Source organism: Oceanobacillus polygoni (assembly GCF_008304605.1).
In the GTDB taxonomy this organism is placed as follows: domain Bacteria; phylum Bacillota; class Bacilli; order Bacillales; family Amphibacillaceae; genus Oceanobacillus; species Oceanobacillus polygoni.
On record NZ_PIJY01000004.1, the window covers coordinates 114082 to 133115 of the forward strand.

General features: G+C 38.1%; 15 protein-coding genes and 1 riboswitch. Of the genes, 7 read left to right on the forward strand and 8 right to left on the reverse strand.

Annotation, left to right across the window (positions count from 1 at the left end; all coding sequences use genetic code 11):
* The first annotated feature begins 353 nt into the window (after positions 1-353).
* Entirely contained in the window at positions 354-1604 is a 1251-nt protein-coding gene (gene fdhA / locus F1560_RS01925; protein WP_149472979.1) for a formaldehyde dehydrogenase, glutathione-independent, read from the forward strand.
* Between the two features lie 365 nt (positions 1605-1969).
* On the opposite strand, the gene F1560_RS01930 is transcribed toward fdhA, so the two are convergent.
* Together F1560_RS01930 and tenA are read right to left on the reverse strand one after the other, a co-directional pair.
* Complete coding sequence (locus F1560_RS01930; RefSeq protein ID WP_149472980.1) at positions 1970-3685, reverse strand: SulP family inorganic anion transporter; 1716 nt, start codon at positions 3683-3685, stop codon at positions 1970-1972.
* Positions 3686-4145: 460 nt separating this feature from the next.
* Entirely contained in the window at positions 4146-4841 is a 696-nt protein-coding gene (gene tenA, locus F1560_RS01935) for a thiaminase II (protein WP_149472981.1), read from the reverse strand.
* Positions 4842-4988: 147 nt separating this feature from the next.
* Positions 4989-5088: riboswitch (TPP riboswitch) on the reverse strand.
* A 389-nt stretch (positions 5089-5477) separates the two neighbouring features.
* Between tenA and F1560_RS01940 the strand changes: the two genes are divergently transcribed.
* Positions 5478-6260: a sunset domain-containing protein gene (locus tag F1560_RS01940; RefSeq protein WP_149472982.1), complete on the forward strand. Its 783-nt coding sequence runs from the start codon at positions 5478-5480 to the stop codon at positions 6258-6260.
* Between the two features lie 138 nt (positions 6261-6398).
* On the opposite strand, the gene F1560_RS01945 is transcribed toward F1560_RS01940, so the two are convergent.
* Together F1560_RS01945 and F1560_RS01950 are read right to left on the reverse strand one after the other, a co-directional pair.
* Entirely contained in the window at positions 6399-7832 is a 1434-nt protein-coding gene (locus F1560_RS01945; protein WP_149472983.1) for a YfcC family protein, read from the reverse strand.
* Between the two features lie 118 nt (positions 7833-7950).
* Positions 7951-9102, reverse strand: a complete 1152-nt coding sequence (locus F1560_RS01950) for a M20 family metallopeptidase (protein ID WP_149472984.1) — start codon at positions 9100-9102, stop codon at positions 7951-7953.
* A gap of 208 nt (positions 9103-9310) precedes the next feature.
* On the opposite strand from F1560_RS01950, the gene solA reads away from it, so the two are divergent.
* Positions 9311-10435, forward strand: a complete 1125-nt coding sequence (gene solA, locus F1560_RS01955; protein WP_149472985.1) for an N-methyl-L-tryptophan oxidase — start codon at positions 9311-9313, stop codon at positions 10433-10435.
* 101 nt (positions 10436-10536) lie between these two features.
* On the opposite strand, the gene tcuA is transcribed toward solA, so the two are convergent.
* From tcuA to F1560_RS01970, 3 genes are all read right to left on the reverse strand, one after another.
* Entirely contained in the window at positions 10537-12051 is a 1515-nt protein-coding gene (gene tcuA, locus F1560_RS01960) for an FAD-dependent tricarballylate dehydrogenase TcuA (RefSeq protein ID WP_149472986.1), read from the reverse strand.
* A 106-nt stretch (positions 12052-12157) separates the two neighbouring features.
* A complete protein-coding gene (locus tag F1560_RS01965; protein ID WP_149472987.1) occupies positions 12158-13222 on the reverse strand; it encodes an isocitrate/isopropylmalate dehydrogenase family protein in 1065 nt (354 codons plus the stop codon).
* 98 nt (positions 13223-13320) lie between these two features.
* A complete protein-coding gene (locus tag F1560_RS01970; protein WP_149472988.1) occupies positions 13321-14187 on the reverse strand; it encodes a LysR family transcriptional regulator in 867 nt (288 codons plus the stop codon).
* A 157-nt stretch (positions 14188-14344) separates the two neighbouring features.
* On the opposite strand from F1560_RS01970, the gene F1560_RS01975 reads away from it, so the two are divergent.
* From F1560_RS01975 to F1560_RS01990, 4 genes are read left to right on the forward strand one after another with little or no spacing between them, the layout of a single operon-like run.
* Positions 14345-15460, forward strand: a complete 1116-nt coding sequence (locus F1560_RS01975) for a hypothetical protein (protein ID WP_245347657.1) — start codon at positions 14345-14347, stop codon at positions 15458-15460.
* A 12-nt stretch (positions 15461-15472) separates the two neighbouring features.
* Entirely contained in the window at positions 15473-16957 is a 1485-nt protein-coding gene (locus tag F1560_RS01980; protein WP_149472989.1) for a tripartite tricarboxylate transporter permease, read from the forward strand.
* A gap of 1 nt (position 16958) precedes the next feature.
* Complete coding sequence (locus F1560_RS01985; RefSeq protein ID WP_149472990.1) at positions 16959-17402, forward strand: hypothetical protein; 444 nt, start codon at positions 16959-16961, stop codon at positions 17400-17402.
* A gap of 17 nt (positions 17403-17419) precedes the next feature.
* A complete protein-coding gene (locus F1560_RS01990; RefSeq protein WP_149472991.1) occupies positions 17420-18586 on the forward strand; it encodes a 2-methylaconitate cis-trans isomerase PrpF family protein in 1167 nt (388 codons plus the stop codon).
* Between the two features lie 172 nt (positions 18587-18758).
* On the opposite strand, the gene F1560_RS22360 is transcribed toward F1560_RS01990, so the two are convergent.
* A complete protein-coding gene (locus tag F1560_RS22360) occupies positions 18759-18926 on the reverse strand; it encodes a hypothetical protein (protein ID WP_245347656.1) in 168 nt (55 codons plus the stop codon).
* Positions 18927-19034 lie beyond the last annotated feature (108 nt).

Consider the following 19034-nt stretch of genomic DNA (forward strand, 5'->3'; position numbering starts at 1 on the left):
TAAGCAATTACTAATTCTAATATATTTAAATTTTAGAAAATTCCAACCCAAATTTATCATGTAAGTATATTTTAGTCAATTACTAGCTTTTAAAAGTTTATAAAGAATAAATTACCCTCTATTTCACTTAACATAGCTAGAAAAAAACACTCGCCCTAACAATTTTTATAAATCTTTAGTTCTAGAAACATTAGTCTAGATAAGCAAACCAAATAATAGTTTAAGACTATGTAAAATACTTTAAATATTTTAATTATTATTGTAACCAACATATTTTGATGTTATATTGAACAATAGAGTCAAACGCTTTCATAAATAGACATCTCAAATATCATTTTATAAGGAGTGGTAGTATGAGTAACAAAGCGGTTGTATATGTTAAAGCTGGAGAAGTAGAGGTACGAGATATTGGATATCCTGATCTAATACTTCGAGATGGCCCGGGGGTCAATCCTTTAAACGTAGGAAGAAAATGTAATCATGGGGTCATTTTAAAGGTTATTTCGACGAATATCTGTGGTAGTGACCAACATATGGTTAGAGGTCGTACTACGGCTCCAAGTGGCTTAGTTCTTGGACATGAAATTACAGGTGAAGTTATTGAGGTCGGTAGCGATGTTGAATTTATTCAAAAAGGGGACATTGTATCTGTGCCGTTCAATATTGCATGTGGACGTTGTCAAAATTGTAAACAGCAAGATACACATATCTGTACAAATGTTAACCCTGATCGCCCTGGCTCCGCATACGGCTATGTTGATATGGGCGGCTGGGTCGGAGGGCAATCGGAATATGTCATGGTTCCTTATGCAGATTTCCAACTATTAAAATTCCCTGACCGCGATCAGGCATTGGACAAAATCCTTGACTTAACGATGCTATCCGATATTTTCCCAACTGGATACCATGGTGCTGTAAGCGCAGGTGTCAAAACTGGATCAACGGTATATGTTGCAGGTGCAGGACCAGTGGGATTAGCTGCTGCACATTCTGCACAATTATTAGGTGCTTCTGTCGTTATCGTTGGGGACTTAAATGAAGAGCGTCTTGAGCAAGCAAGAAGCTTTGGCTGTGAAACAGTGAATTTACGTGATCATGATGATCTTGGCGAGCAAATCGAACAAATTCTTGGGACACCTGAAGTGGACTGTGCAGTTGATGCAGTAGGCTTTGAAGCAAGCGGACACGGAAAAGACGCGGGTGAAGCTCCTGCTACTGTATTAAATTCAATCATGGGTGTAACTAGGGCTGGTGGGCGCTTAGGTATTCCAGGCCTATACGTAACTGGAGATCCAGGTGCAGTAGATCCAGATGCAAAAGAAGGAACATTAAAAATCCGCTTCGGCCTAGGCTTTGCAAAGGCACATACATTTGTAACTGGGCAAACTCCAGTTATGCGATATAATCGTGATTTAATGAAAGCTATTTTAAGTGGCAGAGCACAAATTGCCAAAGCGGTTAATGCAACGGTTATTTCCATCGGTGAAGCTCCGGACGGGTATAAAGCTTTTGACGGTGGTGTATCTCGTAAGTTTGTTATTGATCCACATAGTATGATTAAACAGAAATCTTATGGAGCTGCTGAACAGCAGGTTAATGGTTGATTGAGTAGTTGAGAGGAAAATGTAAGACCTAATCTAGCATACTTTATCCCGAAGTTGAATTTAGTTAATCCAACTTCGGGCTTTTTATCCACTCATTTAATAGATATATAATCTTTTTTCAATCCACGCACTCATGTAGTAGAGCGTAGACCGAAATAGACAAATATACTAAGACAAAAACCGAAAATGATTTTGGTTATTAAAGTCATTTTTTCTTTAACTCCTTTTATCTAAAAATAACTATAAATACCCATCCCCATTATTAATGTCCGGTGCACTATCGTTCTTAGATCCTCCAAGAATTAGTTTAGAATAATCTTTATTGAGTAGTACAATAATTGCTTAGAAATCCGCTCCTATATCCCCTACCCAGTTTTGACCTTTTTCCTTTGCTCGAATACCTGACAAGCAGACGTCTCGTTCCGGCCACATTTTGGACAATTCTGTACATTGATAATTTGTAATCCAAAATCAACAGCATCGGATGAATCATCAAAGAAATGCTTCGCACCAATTTCTTCGTACAACCCACTAATTTCTAATGTTTCTCGAACTTCTTTGTTAGCTTCTGAAATTAATAGAGTACCGCCCATTTTATGAAAGTCTTTTGCGAGTGATGCCAAATTCGCTTCAGCTGTAGCATCAATAATCGGTACATTTTTCATTTTTAATATAATTACTGTTGGACGTTTATTAATTGATCGTGTAATGACGGATTCAAATTTATCAGCAGCCCCAAAAAATAACGGACCTGAAATTGTAAAAAAGGAAAGCTGTGGACATTTGGATACCGTTTCCTCGGTTTTCGATTTAGAATTTTTAAGTGCTGGGATAACCTTTTCTACTTCAAAAATTTTACTCATACGCTTAATAAAGGACACCATAGCTAGTAATAGTCCTACTTGCACTGCAATCGTGAGGTTAACAAATACAGTTAATAAAAACGTAGTAACTAGAACTAAGGAATCACTTGTCTTTAATTTAAAAATATGGGCAAATGATTTGTATTCACTCATATTAATAGCAACAATCATCAGAATTGGGGCCATACTTGCTAAAGGAATATGAGATGCATAGGGTGCAAATAATAACAATATTACTAAAACAAATAACCCTTGAAAAATCCCCGAAAAGGGGCTAACAGCCCCACTTTTAATATTTGTAGCTGTTCGGGCTATTGCACCAGTAGCTGGTATCCCACCGAACATAGGAGTAACAATATTTGCTAATCCCTGTCCGACAAGCTCTCTATTCGAATGATGACGTCTGCCTGTCATTCCATCTGCAACAACTGCTGACAGTAAGGATTCAATCCCACCAAGCATCGCAATAACAAATGCAGGTTGCCACAGCAAAAGGATCCTTTCCAAAGTGATAGATGGGATTTGAAAACTTGGCAGTGATTGGCTAATTCCGCCAAACGCACTACCAATTGATGCAACCTTCCCTGGATAGAATATTATTGCTACAATTGTCGGTATGATAAGAGCAACTAAAAGCACAGGCGCTCTAGGAAATAATTTGGGTAAAAAGACAATCATGGATAAACCTATTAATGCGGTTAATACACTAAGCCAATTCACGGTTGTGATGTTTTGCACAATCTGAATCATATTTTCGTGAAAATACTGTTTTTTATCTAGTCCAGCCAGACCAAGAAAATCTCCAATCTGTCCGCTAAAAATAATAACGGCAATACCAGAAGTAAAGCCGATTGTTAAGGAACGCGGAATGTAAGTGATTAAGTTTCCTAGTTTTAACACACCCATTAAGATGAGCATAATTCCAGCCAGAAATCCAGCTATTAATAGATTTTCATAGCCGTATTGTAAAACAATAGCAAGCAGTATAGGAATAAATGCTCCAGTAGGTCCAGCAATTTGGAATCTGGAGCCACCAAACAATGCGACCATAATTCCAGCGACTACCGTAGTGTAGAGCCCATACTCTGGTTTTACCCCTGAAGCAATAGCGAATGCCATCCCAAGCGGTATTGCTACAATACCTACCGTGATACCTGCCAATAAATCACGCTTTAAATCAGTCAATGATAACCCTTTAAAACGATCATCTTTTAACAATGCAACTATCTCCCCTATTCTAATTTATAAAACAACAAAAAAAGTGAATTTGTTGAAAATTACACTTATTATTATTGTACCATAGATTTAGCGTTAAGGTGGGGAGTATAATTTTCCGGAGGTTGTCAGTACAACTAACACCCCTATAAATCAGGTTAATCTAGCCAATTCAATATATTCGTAAATAGAGGGTACTTAGATGGCTTCGAAAAGAACAGTCCCCATTTCTTCATTACTTTAATGCCATGGGGACTGATACTGCTTTTATTTACTCTAAAAGGCACTTGCCTATAGATAGGTTTAGGTATTTTTCTATAAACAAGCGTTCTCCCAACTTGTTCATCGGCTCTACAATCAGCGGCATATCAATTAACATGCCTTCACCTAGGGTTTAACTTCTCTTCAACAAGATTTTACTTAATCAATGTTTCAGCTAACCTTCTACACAGATGAGTATAGATTAAGTTGCATCAGCACTTAGCTGAATTGGCCATTCTTCTTTGTTCTCAGCCATATCCCAGAACATGTATTCAAACAAACTAGTTTTAACCACAATTTCCTCTAATTCTTCTAGATCACGTTCTGGTTTACCAGAGGCGATTTCGTTCATTAGGTTTTTGCAGTCCTCAGCAAGCTCAGTAAATTCATCAGAAGCATACATTTTTACCCAATGTCCATAGAACTCATGACCCAATGCACCTGACCAAGTTGCAAGTTCTTTTCCAATAAAATTATAACTCCAAGCACATGTAAGGACAGAAGCTACTACGTTTTCAATCCCACCTCGTTGCGATACATTTAGCATATAGCTTGTATACGCTGTAGTTGTTGCTCCCGCTTCAGTAACCTCAAGTTCCTCAGCTGTAATACCAAACTTACTTGCATATTGACGATGTAAATCCATTTCCATATCCAACGTGCCATGTAATAACTTCGCAAATGTTCTCATTGTTTTTAAATCATGTGCTTTGGCACTTCCTAAGGCAAATAAACGGGAATACTCTATCAAATAAACATAATCCTGCTTCAGCCAATGCTTAAATTTCTCTTGATCTAACGATCCTTCTCCAAGACCTTTGACAAAAGGATGCTCCAAATAAGATTGCCAAATAGGTTCTACTCGCTTCCATAATCGATCCGTAAATAGGTTGCTCATCATTTATCCCCCTCTATTATAAATACTTTAATTACATAGTGAATACTTAAAAATGAACTCACTCCCCTCTTCCATCAAGGAAAGCATAGACACAAAAAAACCATCACTAGTTTAAGAGAAATGGGTTTTGCAAATTTAAATTCACCAAAAACGGTGCTTCCACTTCCCTACGCTAGTGTTATCTAGATCAGGTTCAAAGGGTCGATTTTTATCTCTCAGCATTAAATATGCTCCCCTAGTCGATAGTTAAAATATTCAATTATCAGATACAATTATAGGCACAGTGCATAAAAGAAAGCAAATACACAATTCACCTTAGCTTTTTTCATTTTTATCATTACTAGTTAGCTTATCAGAATTATTTAATTTAAAAAGCAACATTTTAACAAATTTACTTATTTATTTCTTTTTTTATAAAAACAGCTATACTGAAGTTATGAAATAAATTTTTCCAGTCTTTGGTTTCTCAATATTTCTTTTTTTTAGCAACTTGATTTAGCAAAAACTAATTTCATATGTTTATGCTTTAGTCATACATTAAATTTTAATAGAACAAAGATTACATATAATGCACTATATGTAATTTTTTTGAATAATATATAGTTCTATATATCTATTATAAAAGGAGGGTTTCGATTGATAGAAGCATTGATTGCACTTTTATTTTTGGCAGTTATAGGTTATCTATGGTTTCGATCGAAGGATAAAAAGGTATGGAAGAAAGTAGTTTACTCAATTTTAGGGGTCTTTGCATTTTTAACATTTATAGGCATTGCTTTAGGTGATTCTGACGCGAACGTTCAACAAAGCTTAGATGAAGAGTTAGAGAAAAGCGAAAAATTAACAGCAACTATTTCAGAATTAGAAGAAAGTAATTCTACTTTACAGGAAGAATTTGATGACCTTGAAAGTACAATAATTGAACTAAACGAGGAAATCATCACTATAGAAAATGAACATGAGAAATTACAAAAGGATTATGAATCGCTTCAAAAGAAAAACAAAGAGCTAAAGGAAGATTATAAATCTGCTGAAGAAGAAAACGAATCACTTTCAGAGAATATCGAACAACTGAAGGATGAAAAAGCATCCTTAAAGAAAAAATTAGAAGAAAAAGAAACAACTACTACGAGCAGCGCTAATACCCAAGATAAAAATACTAGTGAATCTAAATCAAGCGGGAACACTAATAGTACTAGCTCTAATTCAAGTACAACAACTCAAGCATCAAGCAGCTCTACGACTTCCGATGATTCCTCAGGGGAAACAGAAGCAGGCAGCTGCGACATTAAAGGTAGTAACAGTGGAATTTATCATGTCCCTGGAAGTACATACTACAATCAGACAAAAAATGTAGCGCAATGGTTTTGCTCAACTACCGAAGCCGAAAATGCTGGTTATAGAGCCCCTAAGCGCTAATGAATCCTTATTATAAAATAAAACAAAGCAGTAAAAATAAACTTTTTCTGCTTTGTTTTTTTATACCATATTGCAAATGTTAAAACTACATTCAGTTAGATAAAATGAATCTTATCCTTATACATTTCAAACCCTGACTCAAACCGTCCAAACAAACAAATGCACAATCGTAACAATAATCGCCCCAACAATATAAGATAGTGCAATGACAGGCCAAACCCATTTAATCCACTTTATCCATGGTATTTTTGCCAATGCGAGTGATGCCATTAGAACACCCGATGTAGGGGTAATTGCATTTGAAATCCCATCCCCTAATTGAAATGCCAGTACAGCAGTTTGCCTGCTTACACCAGTCAAATCAGATAGCGGGGTCATAATAGGCATTGTCAATGCAGCTTGTCCACTTCCAGATGGAACGAGAAAATTCAAGAGACTTTGTGTAATGTACATTCCCATCGCAGAAAATGTAGTTGGTAATTGACCGATTGCACCCGATAAACTATACAAAATCGTATCAATTGTATTACTTTCCTCAAGTACGACCAAGATTCCGTAAGCCAATCCGACTACCAATCCACCTACAACAAGATCTCTACAGCCGTCTACAAAGGATTCAGCAATTTGGTTCACCTTTAGCTTAGCAACAAAACCTGCGATAACGCCCATCAACAAGAACAGTGAGGCAATTTCTGTGATATACCAATCAAAAAAAGTAACACCGATTGCAAGTCCAATAATCGTTAAAAATAGCAGACCAATAATAATTGCATGTCTAGGAGTTAACTTCATTGTTATAGGGTCACGTTCAGCATCATCCATAGTTCTACGTTTGTCAATCTCATACATCAAACTGGTTTCCGGGTTTTTCTTAACTTTTTTTGCATAGATCATGACAAATGCAATACTAAATGCGACAAAGATAAGCCAGATAATAAAACGAATTCCCATCCCGGAAAACAGCGGTAATTCTGCAATTCCTTGGGCTACACCAACTGTAAAAGGATTCATGAATGATGCTGTAAAGCCTGCACAGGATCCTACTATAACCATTCCTGCACCAACTAATGAGTCGAATCCCATCTTGATTGCTAATGGAACTAATATTAAGATAAATGGAATTGTTTCTTCCGACATCCCAAATGTTCCACCGCCCAGTGCGAATAATAACATAACAACCGGTATGAGATAAATTTCCTTTCCAGCCATTTTTGTTGAAACAGTCGCAAGCCCTGTTTCAATCGCTTTTGTTGCATTCAAAATCCCAAAGGCACCACCAACAATAAAAATGAAAAAGATGATTTCAGCACCATTAACCATACCTTTATGGACAGCTTCTAAAATTCCAAAAGGACTAGTTGGATTCGACTCAACCTGCTGATAAGTCCCGTCCACTACAACTGTTCTCCCTGCATCATTTACCTCTCGTTCGTATTCACCGGCTGGAACGATATATGTAAATAAAGCTGTAATAATGATTAAGCCAAATAACAATGCGAATACATGGGGAAATTCAAAATTCCTTTTCTTTCTTTTCAGATTTCCCTCATTAGAAATCGTTTCGTCCTGCATTAAAAATCTCTCCTTATGTTTATTCTCACGTGTTGTCAAAAACAAATAACAGGTAGTGAACCGCTACAAACAGCTAAGAAGCGGTAATTCACTACCTGTAACCATGTAAAAACTGAACTTATCGATTTTCAAATTCTGTTTTTATAGCGGATAGTAAATCTTGATCCGTCATAATGTCATAACCAGTCTGTGCTAAAGAAAGCACTGCATCTGCAATTGCTGTCTCGCCATCTTTCGTAATCGTTTGATCTGCAAAATCTTCCGTATGGAATACAAGTCCAGGCTTATTCATTCCAACAAATGGATGGATTGCTGGTACTACTTGGCTTACATTTCCCATATCGGCCGAACCAGTTGCAGCTACAGCTGGATAGACAGGATGTGGACTGTGCGCTTTTAGATTTTTTGTGAAGACATCAGATAAAGCTCTATTTGTGACCATATTGTCATAGCTCAATTCATAATTTGAAATTGCAACAGATGCACCTGTCATTAATGCTGCACCCTCTGCTATATTTCTTACCTTTTTCACTACTTCATCTACAACCTTGCGCTCATTTGCGCGAATATAAAATTGAGCAACAGCTTTCTCCGGCACTACGTTCGCAGCCTGTCCCCCTTCCGTAATAATGCCATGCATTCGTACATCTGACGGAACATGCTCTCGTAATGCGTTGATTCCATTAAATAATTGGATAACAGCGTCCAGTGCATTAATCCCTTCTTCAGGTGAAGCAGCTGCATGGGATGCTTTTCCAGTATAATCAAACTGGAGCGCATCCATTGCCAGCATCGGTCCGCTTTCTGAAGAAACATCAGCTGGATGCACCATCATTGCTACATCAATACCATCAAAAGTTCCTTGCTCAGCCATTGGTACTTTGGCGCCATTGGTCTCCTCAGCAGGCGTTCCAAGAACAACAACCTTCCCGCCTATTTCTTGCACATGCTTACTGAGAACTATCCCAGCACCAACCGCCATCGTCGCGATTAAATTATGACCGCAACCATGACCAATTCCAGGTAGCGCGTCATACTCTGCTAAAAAAGCAACTGTTGGTCCTGGCTTTTCTCCGGAAAACTCTGCCCGAAAAGCTGTCGGACGGTCTACAATGCCTGTTTCCACTTCAAAATTGTGGGAACGTAAATATTCTACCAATAGCTTCATAGATTCAAATTCTTGATCTCCAAGCTCTGGATTTTCATATAATTGATTACTAATCTCTATGAGTTTATCTTTTATATTTTCGAAATCTTTCACGAGTGACACATTATTGCCTCCAATTCAAAATAGTTACGTTTATGGATTATACCATAATATCTAAAAAATTGTTGTATAGCAAATGAATAATTATGCTTATTTCTATATTATATAGGCTTTATGTTTATAACAATCTAGCTAACTTTAATAGAATAGGATTGAACCCCCTTGTATATTCCATTAAAATAACTGTATAAAAATTAAAGGAGAGTAAATCATGATCTACGACGTTGCGATTATCGGAGCTGGATCGATGGGGATGTCAGCTGGATATTATCTTGCAAAGAGTGGCAAAACAGTAGCTTTAATCGATTCCAATAATCCACCTCATTCTAATGGTTCTCACCATGGAGAAACTAGAATTATAAGGCATGCTTACGGTGAGGGTGATATCTATGTTCCTTTGGCATTACGTTCACAAGAATTATGGTATGAACTTGAACAAACATCAAATCGAAAGCTTTTTCATCAAACAGGGGTACTAAATATTGGTCCTAAGGAATCTCCTTTTCTACAAAATGTCATTCATTCTGTTAAAAAATATAAGTTATCTGCTGAGGTTCTGACAGCACAAGAAATAAACAGAAGGTGGCCTGGCTATCAACTACCAGATTATCTATTTGGATGTTTTGAAACAGATTCGGGCGTTTTAATGAGTGAAGAAGCCATTCAAGCCTACTGTGAGCTTGCAATAAAACATGGCGCTAGGCTCTACACAAATGCTCAGATACAGCAATTGAATGTAACGAACCATCTCGCAACTATCCAGCTAGATGGTCAGACTATTGAAGCAAAACAACTCATCATAACAGCTGGAAAGGGAACAAACCAGATTTTATCCTTACTCGGCTATGAATTACCACTACAACCAGTTCGAAAAACATTCTCTTGGTTTGATGCAAATGAAGAACTATACCATTCAAAGGCATTCCCTGCTTGGTCCTATGATAATGCAAATGAAACATACTACGGGTTTCCAAGTATTGACGATGCTGGTATCAAAATTGGAAGACATGATGGAGGACATCCAGTTCAAGCAGAAGAGACACTAGAAACATTTGGTATATATCCAGAAGACGAGCAGGATGTCACGCAATTTGTTAAGCAGCATATGTCTTCTGACTTAAAGCACAGACAAGGCAAGGTTTGCACCTATACAAATACACCAGATGGAGATTTCATAATCGACCGACTTCCAAACTATCAGAATGTCATAACTGCTTGCGGCTTCTCAGGGCATGGATTTAAGTTTAGCAGTGGTGTGGGAGAGCTGTTAAGTCAGATGGTTATTCATGGAAAGAGTTCATTGGATATAGCTTGTTTTTCGTTGGATAGGTTTTAAATACTTCAATCATATTTGATTTCTAGCTAATTATTAATTAAACAAGGATTCCTAGCAATAGAATGCAGGAATCCTTGTCTCTTTAAAGTGCCTCATGTCTATTAATTTTCTTTATGAGTCGCACCCACCGGCTCAAGCACATAACTCGCCGCAGACTCTCCCGCTAACTTGCCAAATACAGCACCAGACATTAATCCAGATCCTCCTGGATAATTATGATAAAATAATCCACCAACCATTTCACCTGCTGCAAATAACCCTGGAATTGGTGATTGATTTTTATCTAGTGCCTCCCCATTCTCATTGACATGAATTCCTCCAAATGTGAAGGTAATTCCACATGTGACCGGGTAGGCGTAATATGGCGCCTTATTAAATGGAAGTGCCCAATTACTCTTTGCGGGCGTGATGCCCTTTGTTCCTTTTCCATCTTTGATGGCTGGGTTATACTCCCCTTCTTGAACCGCTTGATTATAGTGCTCTATCGTTTCTATAAATCTTGCTTTATCAATATTCATATTATCTGCAAGTTCTTCAATTGTATTCGCTTTAATACACGTTGCTTCTTCTAAATTATATTCTACTCGCAGCAAAGGACGAACCTGCTCATCAAACAATTGAAATGCTTTTTGTTCTGGCTGGCGCAGCGTTTCTTTTCCATACTTTGCATACGTATAATTTCGAAAATCTGCTCCCTCATCCACGAAGCGTTCTCCTTTAATATTGACAATTAGTCCAAGTGGATAAGAAGATTTTTTATAAATATCTCCAGGTTTACCATAATCCCCGACTCGTGGCGCTTGAAAATCTGTCGTATGCGCATGACAGCCGGAGCAGTCTCCATATGGCTGTGCTCCAACTTCTATCGCCATATCTAAACCATCACCTGTGTTGTATTCGCTCCCTCTTACTAATGCCTTTTCCCATTCTTCCCCTAAATATTTGGCTCGTTTTTCTTTGTTTGCTTCAAAGCCTCCGCATGCCAGCACAACTGATTTTGCAGGAATTTGCTTCTCCTCACCATTCTCCACCACGCTGATACCGCTTACTTTTTTGTTAGCTGTCTGTAAGCCAATAGCTCTCGTATTATAGCGAATTTCTATACCTAAAGCTTCCGCCTTCTTAATAAGTGCTTCAATAAGACCAATGCCTTTGCGATGTGTTTTTACCGGGAGACCTCCCCAAAATTGCTGTACTCCACTTTTGTTAAAAGATTGATTCTCGTTTAACTCAAATTGCACTCCTTGTCGCTTCATCCACTGGATCGTATCGTACGACTTGTCAACAAGCTGCCGAGCTAAGTTAGGAGCACTCTTTCCTTCTGTCACATTCATAATATCATTATAGTAATCTTCCGTATCATAATCAGGCATATCGATATTTTGAAAATCTTCGGTGGATAGTTGATTTAATATGGGCTCTAGTGCATCTTTGTTTTGATAGGCAAAACGAATTGCTCCATCTGTGAAAAAGGAATTCCCACCACGTTTTTGTTTTGGCCCCCGTTCTAAAATAAGTACATCAGCACCATTTTCTTTTGCCGCAATCGCCGAGCAAAGTGCTGCATTTCCCGTTCCCACAACAATTACATCGTAAGCTTTATTTTGGTTACTCATTCTTAATCCTCCCTAGTAAAATTTATCTTCTACGCTCAGTATAGAGCTGATTTTCACATAAATAAAATACTGTTTTTTTAGCGTATTCAATAAATTTATTTTATAACTAGAGAACTCTATTTAAAACTTCAGCAGTAAATGCTTGTGTACCTCTGTCTCCACCTAAATCTTTCGTTTTAATTCCGTCCAATAGTGTTCGGTGCAAGCTTTCTTCAATCTTATTACCTACTATCTCTAATCTGCTGTCCCCAAACTTTTCACTCATCCATTCGAATAATAGAGCAGTAGAAAGCATCATCCCAATCGGATTAGCAAGGTCTTTTCCTGCAATATCTGGTGCTGATCCATGTGCTGCTTGTGCCATAGCAACCTCTTGATTTGCATTTATCGAAGGAGCAAGTCCCAAACTACCAATCAACTCTCCAGTTAAATCGGACAGTATATCTCCGAACATGTTCTCTGTAACAATAACGTCAAAATCCTGAATTCGTCGAACAACATGTGCACACATTGCATCCACATGGTAATCGTCAACCTCGACCTCTGGATACTCCCTTGAGATTTCTTTACAAATATCTAAAAACATACCCGACCCTATCCGAATGACATTCGCTTTATGCACAATTGTTACTTTCTTCTTACGCTGCATTGATTTTTGAAAGGCTGCATGGGCTATCCGTTCAATGGCCTGTCTCGTAAAAACTCCTGTTGTAATTGCAACGTCCTTTGTAACCTGAAATTCCCCGACACCATGGTACATATTGCGATCAACATAGAAGCCCTCTGTATTTTCTCGATAGATTACGAGATCTGCTCCTTCTACAACACCCTCGATACTTGGAATGCTTTTAGCCGGACGAATATTCGCATATAAATCAAAATGATGACGTAACTCCCCGCTCGGATTACGAATATTTTTGAATTCCTCTGGATAGGAAGCTGAATCATGCGGTCCAAGCACCCATGCATGACAATCCTGCAACGCTTTTTTCGTTTCCTCTGGCAATGGATGATTGGCTTCTGCAATGCCTTTCCAGCCAACTAAAAGCGGAACCCACTCCATTTCCACATCATGCTTTTCGGTAATCGCTTCGACAAGTCGAATTGTTGCTTTGACAATTTCTGGTCCAATACCGTCTCCTTCTAATACCCCTAGCTTGTATAATGTCATACGGTCTTCTCCCCTTTTATATCAACGTTTGCTTATACCTTAATCGATTGTTTTATCCATGTCTAATACTTTTTTTCTCATCATTTCGATAAGAAAAACTAATCTTTCCCATTCCATTCTTTCAAATGATTGACAAACCGATCCACTACAGTTAGATTTTCAAACGATTGATTATACATCAGCCACGTTTCCCTTGTCACAGGGGTGCCATCTTTGAAACATATTTCCTGCTGGTACAAATCATCATCTTTCTTCAGGCAAATCCCTGGCACAATTGCAAATCCGAAGTCATTTTTAACCATTTCCTTACATGTTTCCAGACGATCAACTTCCATTTCTATATTTGCTGGTTCCGAAAATTGATCTGCCCACCAAGCTGTTATACTATCCTTCAATGAACTGTCCGTACTGTAATTAATCAATCGATACTCCGGTAAAAGGTCTATATTCAATTTTTCTTTGGATATCAGATAGAGTGGTTCTTTTCTTAACAACACCTTTTCTCCCTGCCAGCCGCGATCACTCCGCAAAATACCTACATGCACACTTGAGTTATTCAGAAGCTCAATCACCTGTGTACTCCATCCGGTTTTTACATTGAATCGTACATTTGGGTAATTTTTAGAGAAGTTCTTTAAAACCTTCGGAAGTAAGTATTGCGCAAAATTACTGGATACACCTATACGTAAGATCCCTGATACATCTTCTTCCATATTGCTCATTGTATCCTTCATCAATTGAAGCTGTTTTAACATTTCTTTGGAATACTGAACTAAATATTCACCTTCTGAAGTAAAACCTATCCCTTTTTTCGTTTTAAAAAATAATGGTACCCCAAATTCCTCTTCCAAGTTTTTCAAACGATAGCTTAGAGAAGGTTGTGATACATATAATTTTGCAGCGGTACGTGTCATATTTCTTTGTTCGTAAAGCGTTTTCATTAAAACCCAATCTTTTTGATCCATGTTCTCCCTCCTTTTGCTTTATGTTAATTCCATTATGGAAGAAGTTCTTATACGTTATCAAGTTTTTTTATGAAGATAAATAAAATATCATTATTTTACTTATGTATTGAAAGCGTTTACTATATTCAATAAGATAATTCGGAAGGAGATGAATATTTTGAAGATACGTCCTATTTTCGTACTAATGCTTATCCTAAGCTGTTTTCTTATGGGCTGCAATACATTGCAGGCAACTGGAGGAAATCAAGTAAGCGAAGGAAACAGCTCTTATCAAGGACAAACAATTTCATTTGTTGTACCTTTTCAAGCTGGTGGCGGAACCGATGTTTTTGCCAGGTTTATGACACCTTACTTTGCAAAGCACATTGAAGGTAAACCTAGAGTTCAAGTTGAAAATATCCCTGGGGGAGCAAGCATTACCGGAACAAATGAATATGCTAATTCACGATTGCCAAATGGCTTAAACATTCTTACTTCTAGCGCCTCCTCTCATGTTCCATTTATGCTAGAGCAGTCTTCTGTAGACTATGATTTGAATAATTTCACACCGTTAATCGGGGCACCATCTGGTGGTGTTGTTTACACAAAACCCGAACTGGCCGAGGGTGGAATAGAAAATTTAATGTCATTAGAAGAAGAATTGTTTTATGCCGGTATTTCCCCAACAGGCTTAGATTTAGTAACACTGCTATCATTCGAAGTTCTAAAAATGGATGTAAAAGCTGTTCTTGGGTATGAAGGACGGGGGCCTTCCCGTGTTGCATTTGAGCAAGGAGAAAGTAACATTGATTACCAAACGACTACTGCCTATAAAAACAGTGTTGAAGCACTTGTAGAAGAAGGTAGAGCAGTACCTTTGTATAGCTTAGGGCAGATTGATGCGAATGGAGATCTCATCCGGGATCCACAATTCCCTGACCTTCCAACCATTGAAGAAATCTACGTAGATATCTATGGTGAGAAGCCAAGTGGAGAGGTATGGGATGCTTACAAACAAACAGTAGGTGCTTCTTATACATTGAATAAAGTAATTTGGGTGCACAAAGATGCTCCAAGCAGCTACCAGGAATTACTGAAAAAAGGAATGGATGGTTTAATCAATGACAAAGAATTTGCGACCCATTCTGAAGAAATCTTAGAGGGGTATGACACGTATGTGGGTGAGGAATTAAATACACAGATTAAACAATCCTTCGCTATCTCCGAGGAAACGAAGCAATGGATTATCGAGTATTTACGCACTAATTTTGATATTGATATTAAAAAGCTTTAGGGGGGAAGTTTCATGATCGAAAGTGCAATCGAAGCGCTATTTATTGTATTAGATCCCTCAAGACTTGTCTATATGTTTATAGGTATCTGTATTGGGGTTGTTGTTGGATTGCTGCCTGGTTTAAGCGGCACAGTAGGCATGTCATTAATGCTTCCTTTTGTTTTTGGTCTTGAGCCATATGTAGGTATGGCGCTTTTAATTGGAATGATTGCTGTTATTCATACTGGCGACACCTTTCCATCGATTCTTTTAGGGATACCCGGAACTTCTGGCTCTCAGGCAACCATAATGGATGGGTTTCCCTTAGCCAAAAGAGGAGAAGCTTCCAGGGCAATGGGTGCTGCCTTCTTTTGTTCCATGGTAGGAGGAGTCATTGGTGGAATTGCGCTTTATCTAACAATTCCTTTTGCCAGACCATTAATTACTTCTTTTAGTTCACCAGAATTATTTATGCTAACTATGTTAGGACTTAGCATGGCTGGTTTACTAGCTGGTAAATCACCGCTGAAGGGTATCATTTCTGGAATTCTTGGATTACTAATCGGCTCTGTCGGTAGCGCTCCAGCTGTTCCTGAATACCGTTATACTTTCGACACGTTATATTTGACGCAAGGCGTTTCTTTACCAGTAGTCGCAATGGCTATATTTGCCTTTCCTATTATCATAACCATGCTGACAAATAAAGGTAGTGTAGCAAATCACGCAACATTACAAAGCGGAATTTTAAAAGGCGTTATGGATGCATTAAAAAATAAATTCCTTGTTTTCCGTAGTGCTGTAATTGGCGTTTTAATTGGTTTCATCCCCGGACTAGGCGGTAGTGTTGTCGATTGGATTGCCTATGGAGCTGGCCAAAAGACGGTGAAAAACAACCATTTTGGAAAAGGTGATATTCGTGGAGTTATCGCTCCAGAAAGTGCAAACAATGCAAAAGAAGGAGGTTCCTTAGTACCGACATTACTTTTCGGGATACCTGGCAGTGGAACAACAGCGATTTTACTAGGTGGGCTAACGCTTATGGGATTAGAAGCTGGACCAAAAATGCTCACTACTGATTTGTCCGTAACCTTATCGATTGTATGGACATTAGTTTTTGCTAATGTTTTTGGAGCATTGCTATGTATGATTTTAGTTCGGCCGATTTCGAAGATCAGTTTTGTTCCTGGGGAAAAGATTGTTCCATTCCTCCTTATTTTACTTGTAATCGGTGCCTATCAAAGTACGATGTCTTGGGGAGACCTGATTATCTTTGTCATTATTGGTTTGCTTGGCTATGTTATGACAATTTTGGACTGGCCGCGACCACCACTGCTAATCGGTTTTGTACTTGCCCTCCCTGCTGAACGGTATTATTGGATTTCTATTGAAAGGTATGGTTGGGAATGGATTACAAATCCAATCGTTATTTTCCTTGCTATTATTATCGTCGTACTTCTTTCAGGTGGAGCAATAATGAAACGATTCAGCAAGGATTACGAACAAGGAGGAATAAATTAAGATGAACAAAGATTACCTTAATCTCATATTCAGCGGTTTCCTTTTTATCCTATTTACGCTAGCAATCATTGAAGCCTTAACGTTTAGTAAATTAGCGCAGTTTTTTCCTTTATATATATCCATTGCAGGTTCTGCGTTGACATTAATCTATTTAATTACGGAGGTTTACAAACTCTATAAACAAAAGGTTAAAGAAGGAGAACAAATTAAAATTCCTTTGCTTACACCACTTCGATATATTGGCTGGATTCTCGGCTATTTAGTACTCATTTATATTGGGGGATTAATGCTTGCAACAGCAATCTTCTTAATTCTGTTTTTAATCCTTGAATCCAGGATGAATGTTATACACACGGGTATATCTGTTATTGCTGTACTTATTGGTATTTCATTATTGAGCTCGGCTCTCGATATATATTGGCCAACAAATTTACTTGGTCTTTAAGACAAGGAGGATGAAAAATGCGAGATTATGAAAAAATACGCTCCGCCATCATACGTGGGGGAACGAGTAAAGGAGTTTTCATTTTAGAAAATGACTTGCCATCAGATCCCGTGACCAGGGACAGGGTAATTCTATCGATCTATGGCGGGACAGATGAAAGACAGATTGACGGTCTAGGAGGAGCAGATTCCCTTACAAGCAAACTAGCGATTGTCAGTGTTTCTTCTCGGCCTGACGCTGATATCGATTATACGTTTGGACAGGTTGGAATAGGCACAGGTAAAGTAGATTATAACTCCAATTGCGGAAATATTTTAAGCGGTGTGGGTCCTTTCGCAATTGATGAAGGCTTAGTTGCTGTCCAGGAACCTTATACAACCGTTAGGATTTTTAACACAAACACGAATGGCATCATCGAAGCGACAGTGCCTGTTGAGTCTGGAAAATCACAATCAACAGGCGATTACACAATTGATGGCGTACCAGGAGTAGGAGCGAAAATTGTTTTAAACTTTCTAAATGCTTCCGGAGCAAAAACGGGCAAACTTTTTCCTACTGGAAAGCGAAAAGAAAAACTTCTGACAGAAGCAGGAGTTTTTGAAGTTAGTATTGTTGACGTGACAGCACCCGTTGCATTCGTCCATGCACATCAGTTAGGCTTAACAGGTACAGAACTATCCACGGACCTTACGAAAGAACATCTGTGGATGCTTGAAAAAATTCGTTCAGCAGCTGCCGAAAAACTTGGGTTTGTAAGCAATGCTCATGATGCAACAAAAGAAACACCATCCAGCCCTAAAGTAATCATGGTGTCTCCTAGTCAACCCTATTCAACTATACACGGAGAGATCATGGAACGTGAGCATATCCATTTGACAGCTCGAGCCATGTCTATGCAAAAAATGCACAAAACCTTCCCCGTTACAGGTGGACTTTGCACTGCTGCTGCAGCTAAACTAACTGGGACAATCGTTTATGAGTGCTGTAATAATCCAGATGCTGATGAAATCATCATCGGTCATCCATCTGGTTCCATGGATTTCCTTATTTCATTTACCGATGACGGTCAACATATTCAATTCGAAAAAACTGCTGTTGCAAGAACCTCTCGACGTTTAATGGAAGGATACGCTTATGTACCTAAGGAATTATTTTGGAATGAAACCGAATCGATTCGTAAATAAATTACTCTATATTTAAAAAGCTTCTCTATCTGAACTACACCCCAATTGTTAGCATAACCTAACAATTGGGGTGTAGTTTTCATATAAAGTGATAAATCTATACAGAACTAGGTTTTCATTAACTTTGCCTTACTACTTAGATGGTTCTTCTGACTAACCTTTTTACATATCTTCAAGTAACATAATAGATAATGAAAGCCGCTCCTGTTCCTAACACTCCAAGTCCTACTATTACACCGATTAATGCAACAAAATCAAATACAGGAATAAATCCAGCTAACACTCTTAGAAATACAATTTGAAAAGGGGTAATATAAGCGGACGCCCATTTCATAAACAAAAAATTAGTCCCCCATATAATTCCTAATGCTAGATAGGCTATATAATAAGTATCAAATTTCAATTGCAAATGTTGCACTTTCTACTTTCCTTTCATACTTTCTTTTAA

Bases quoted from the DNA above. Each gene is read 5' to 3' on its own strand.
- F1560_RS01980 (WP_149472989.1), top strand. From the start codon at position 15,473: ATGATCGAAAGTGCAATCGAAGCGCTATTTATTGTATTAGATCCCTCA.
- tcuA (WP_149472986.1), bottom strand. From the start codon at position 12,051: ATGAGTAACCAAAATAAAGCTTACGATGTAATTGTTGTGGGAACGGGA.
- solA (WP_149472985.1), top strand. From the start codon at position 9,311: ATGATCTACGACGTTGCGATTATCGGAGCTGGATCGATGGGGATGTCA.
- F1560_RS01965 (WP_149472987.1), bottom strand. From the start codon at position 13,222: ATGACATTATACAAGCTAGGGGTATTAGAAGGAGACGGTATTGGACCA.
- F1560_RS01970 (WP_149472988.1), bottom strand. From the start codon at position 14,187: ATGGATCAAAAAGATTGGGTTTTAATGAAAACGCTTTACGAACAAAGA.
- fdhA (WP_149472979.1), top strand. From the start codon at position 354: ATGAGTAACAAAGCGGTTGTATATGTTAAAGCTGGAGAAGTAGAGGTA.
- F1560_RS01990 (WP_149472991.1), top strand. From the start codon at position 17,420: ATGCGAGATTATGAAAAAATACGCTCCGCCATCATACGTGGGGGAACG.
- F1560_RS01985 (WP_149472990.1), top strand. From the start codon at position 16,959: ATGAACAAAGATTACCTTAATCTCATATTCAGCGGTTTCCTTTTTATC.
- F1560_RS01945 (WP_149472983.1), bottom strand. From the start codon at position 7,832: ATGCAGGACGAAACGATTTCTAATGAGGGAAATCTGAAAAGAAAGAAA.
- tenA (WP_149472981.1), bottom strand. From the start codon at position 4,841: ATGAGCAACCTATTTACGGATCGATTATGGAAGCGAGTAGAACCTATT.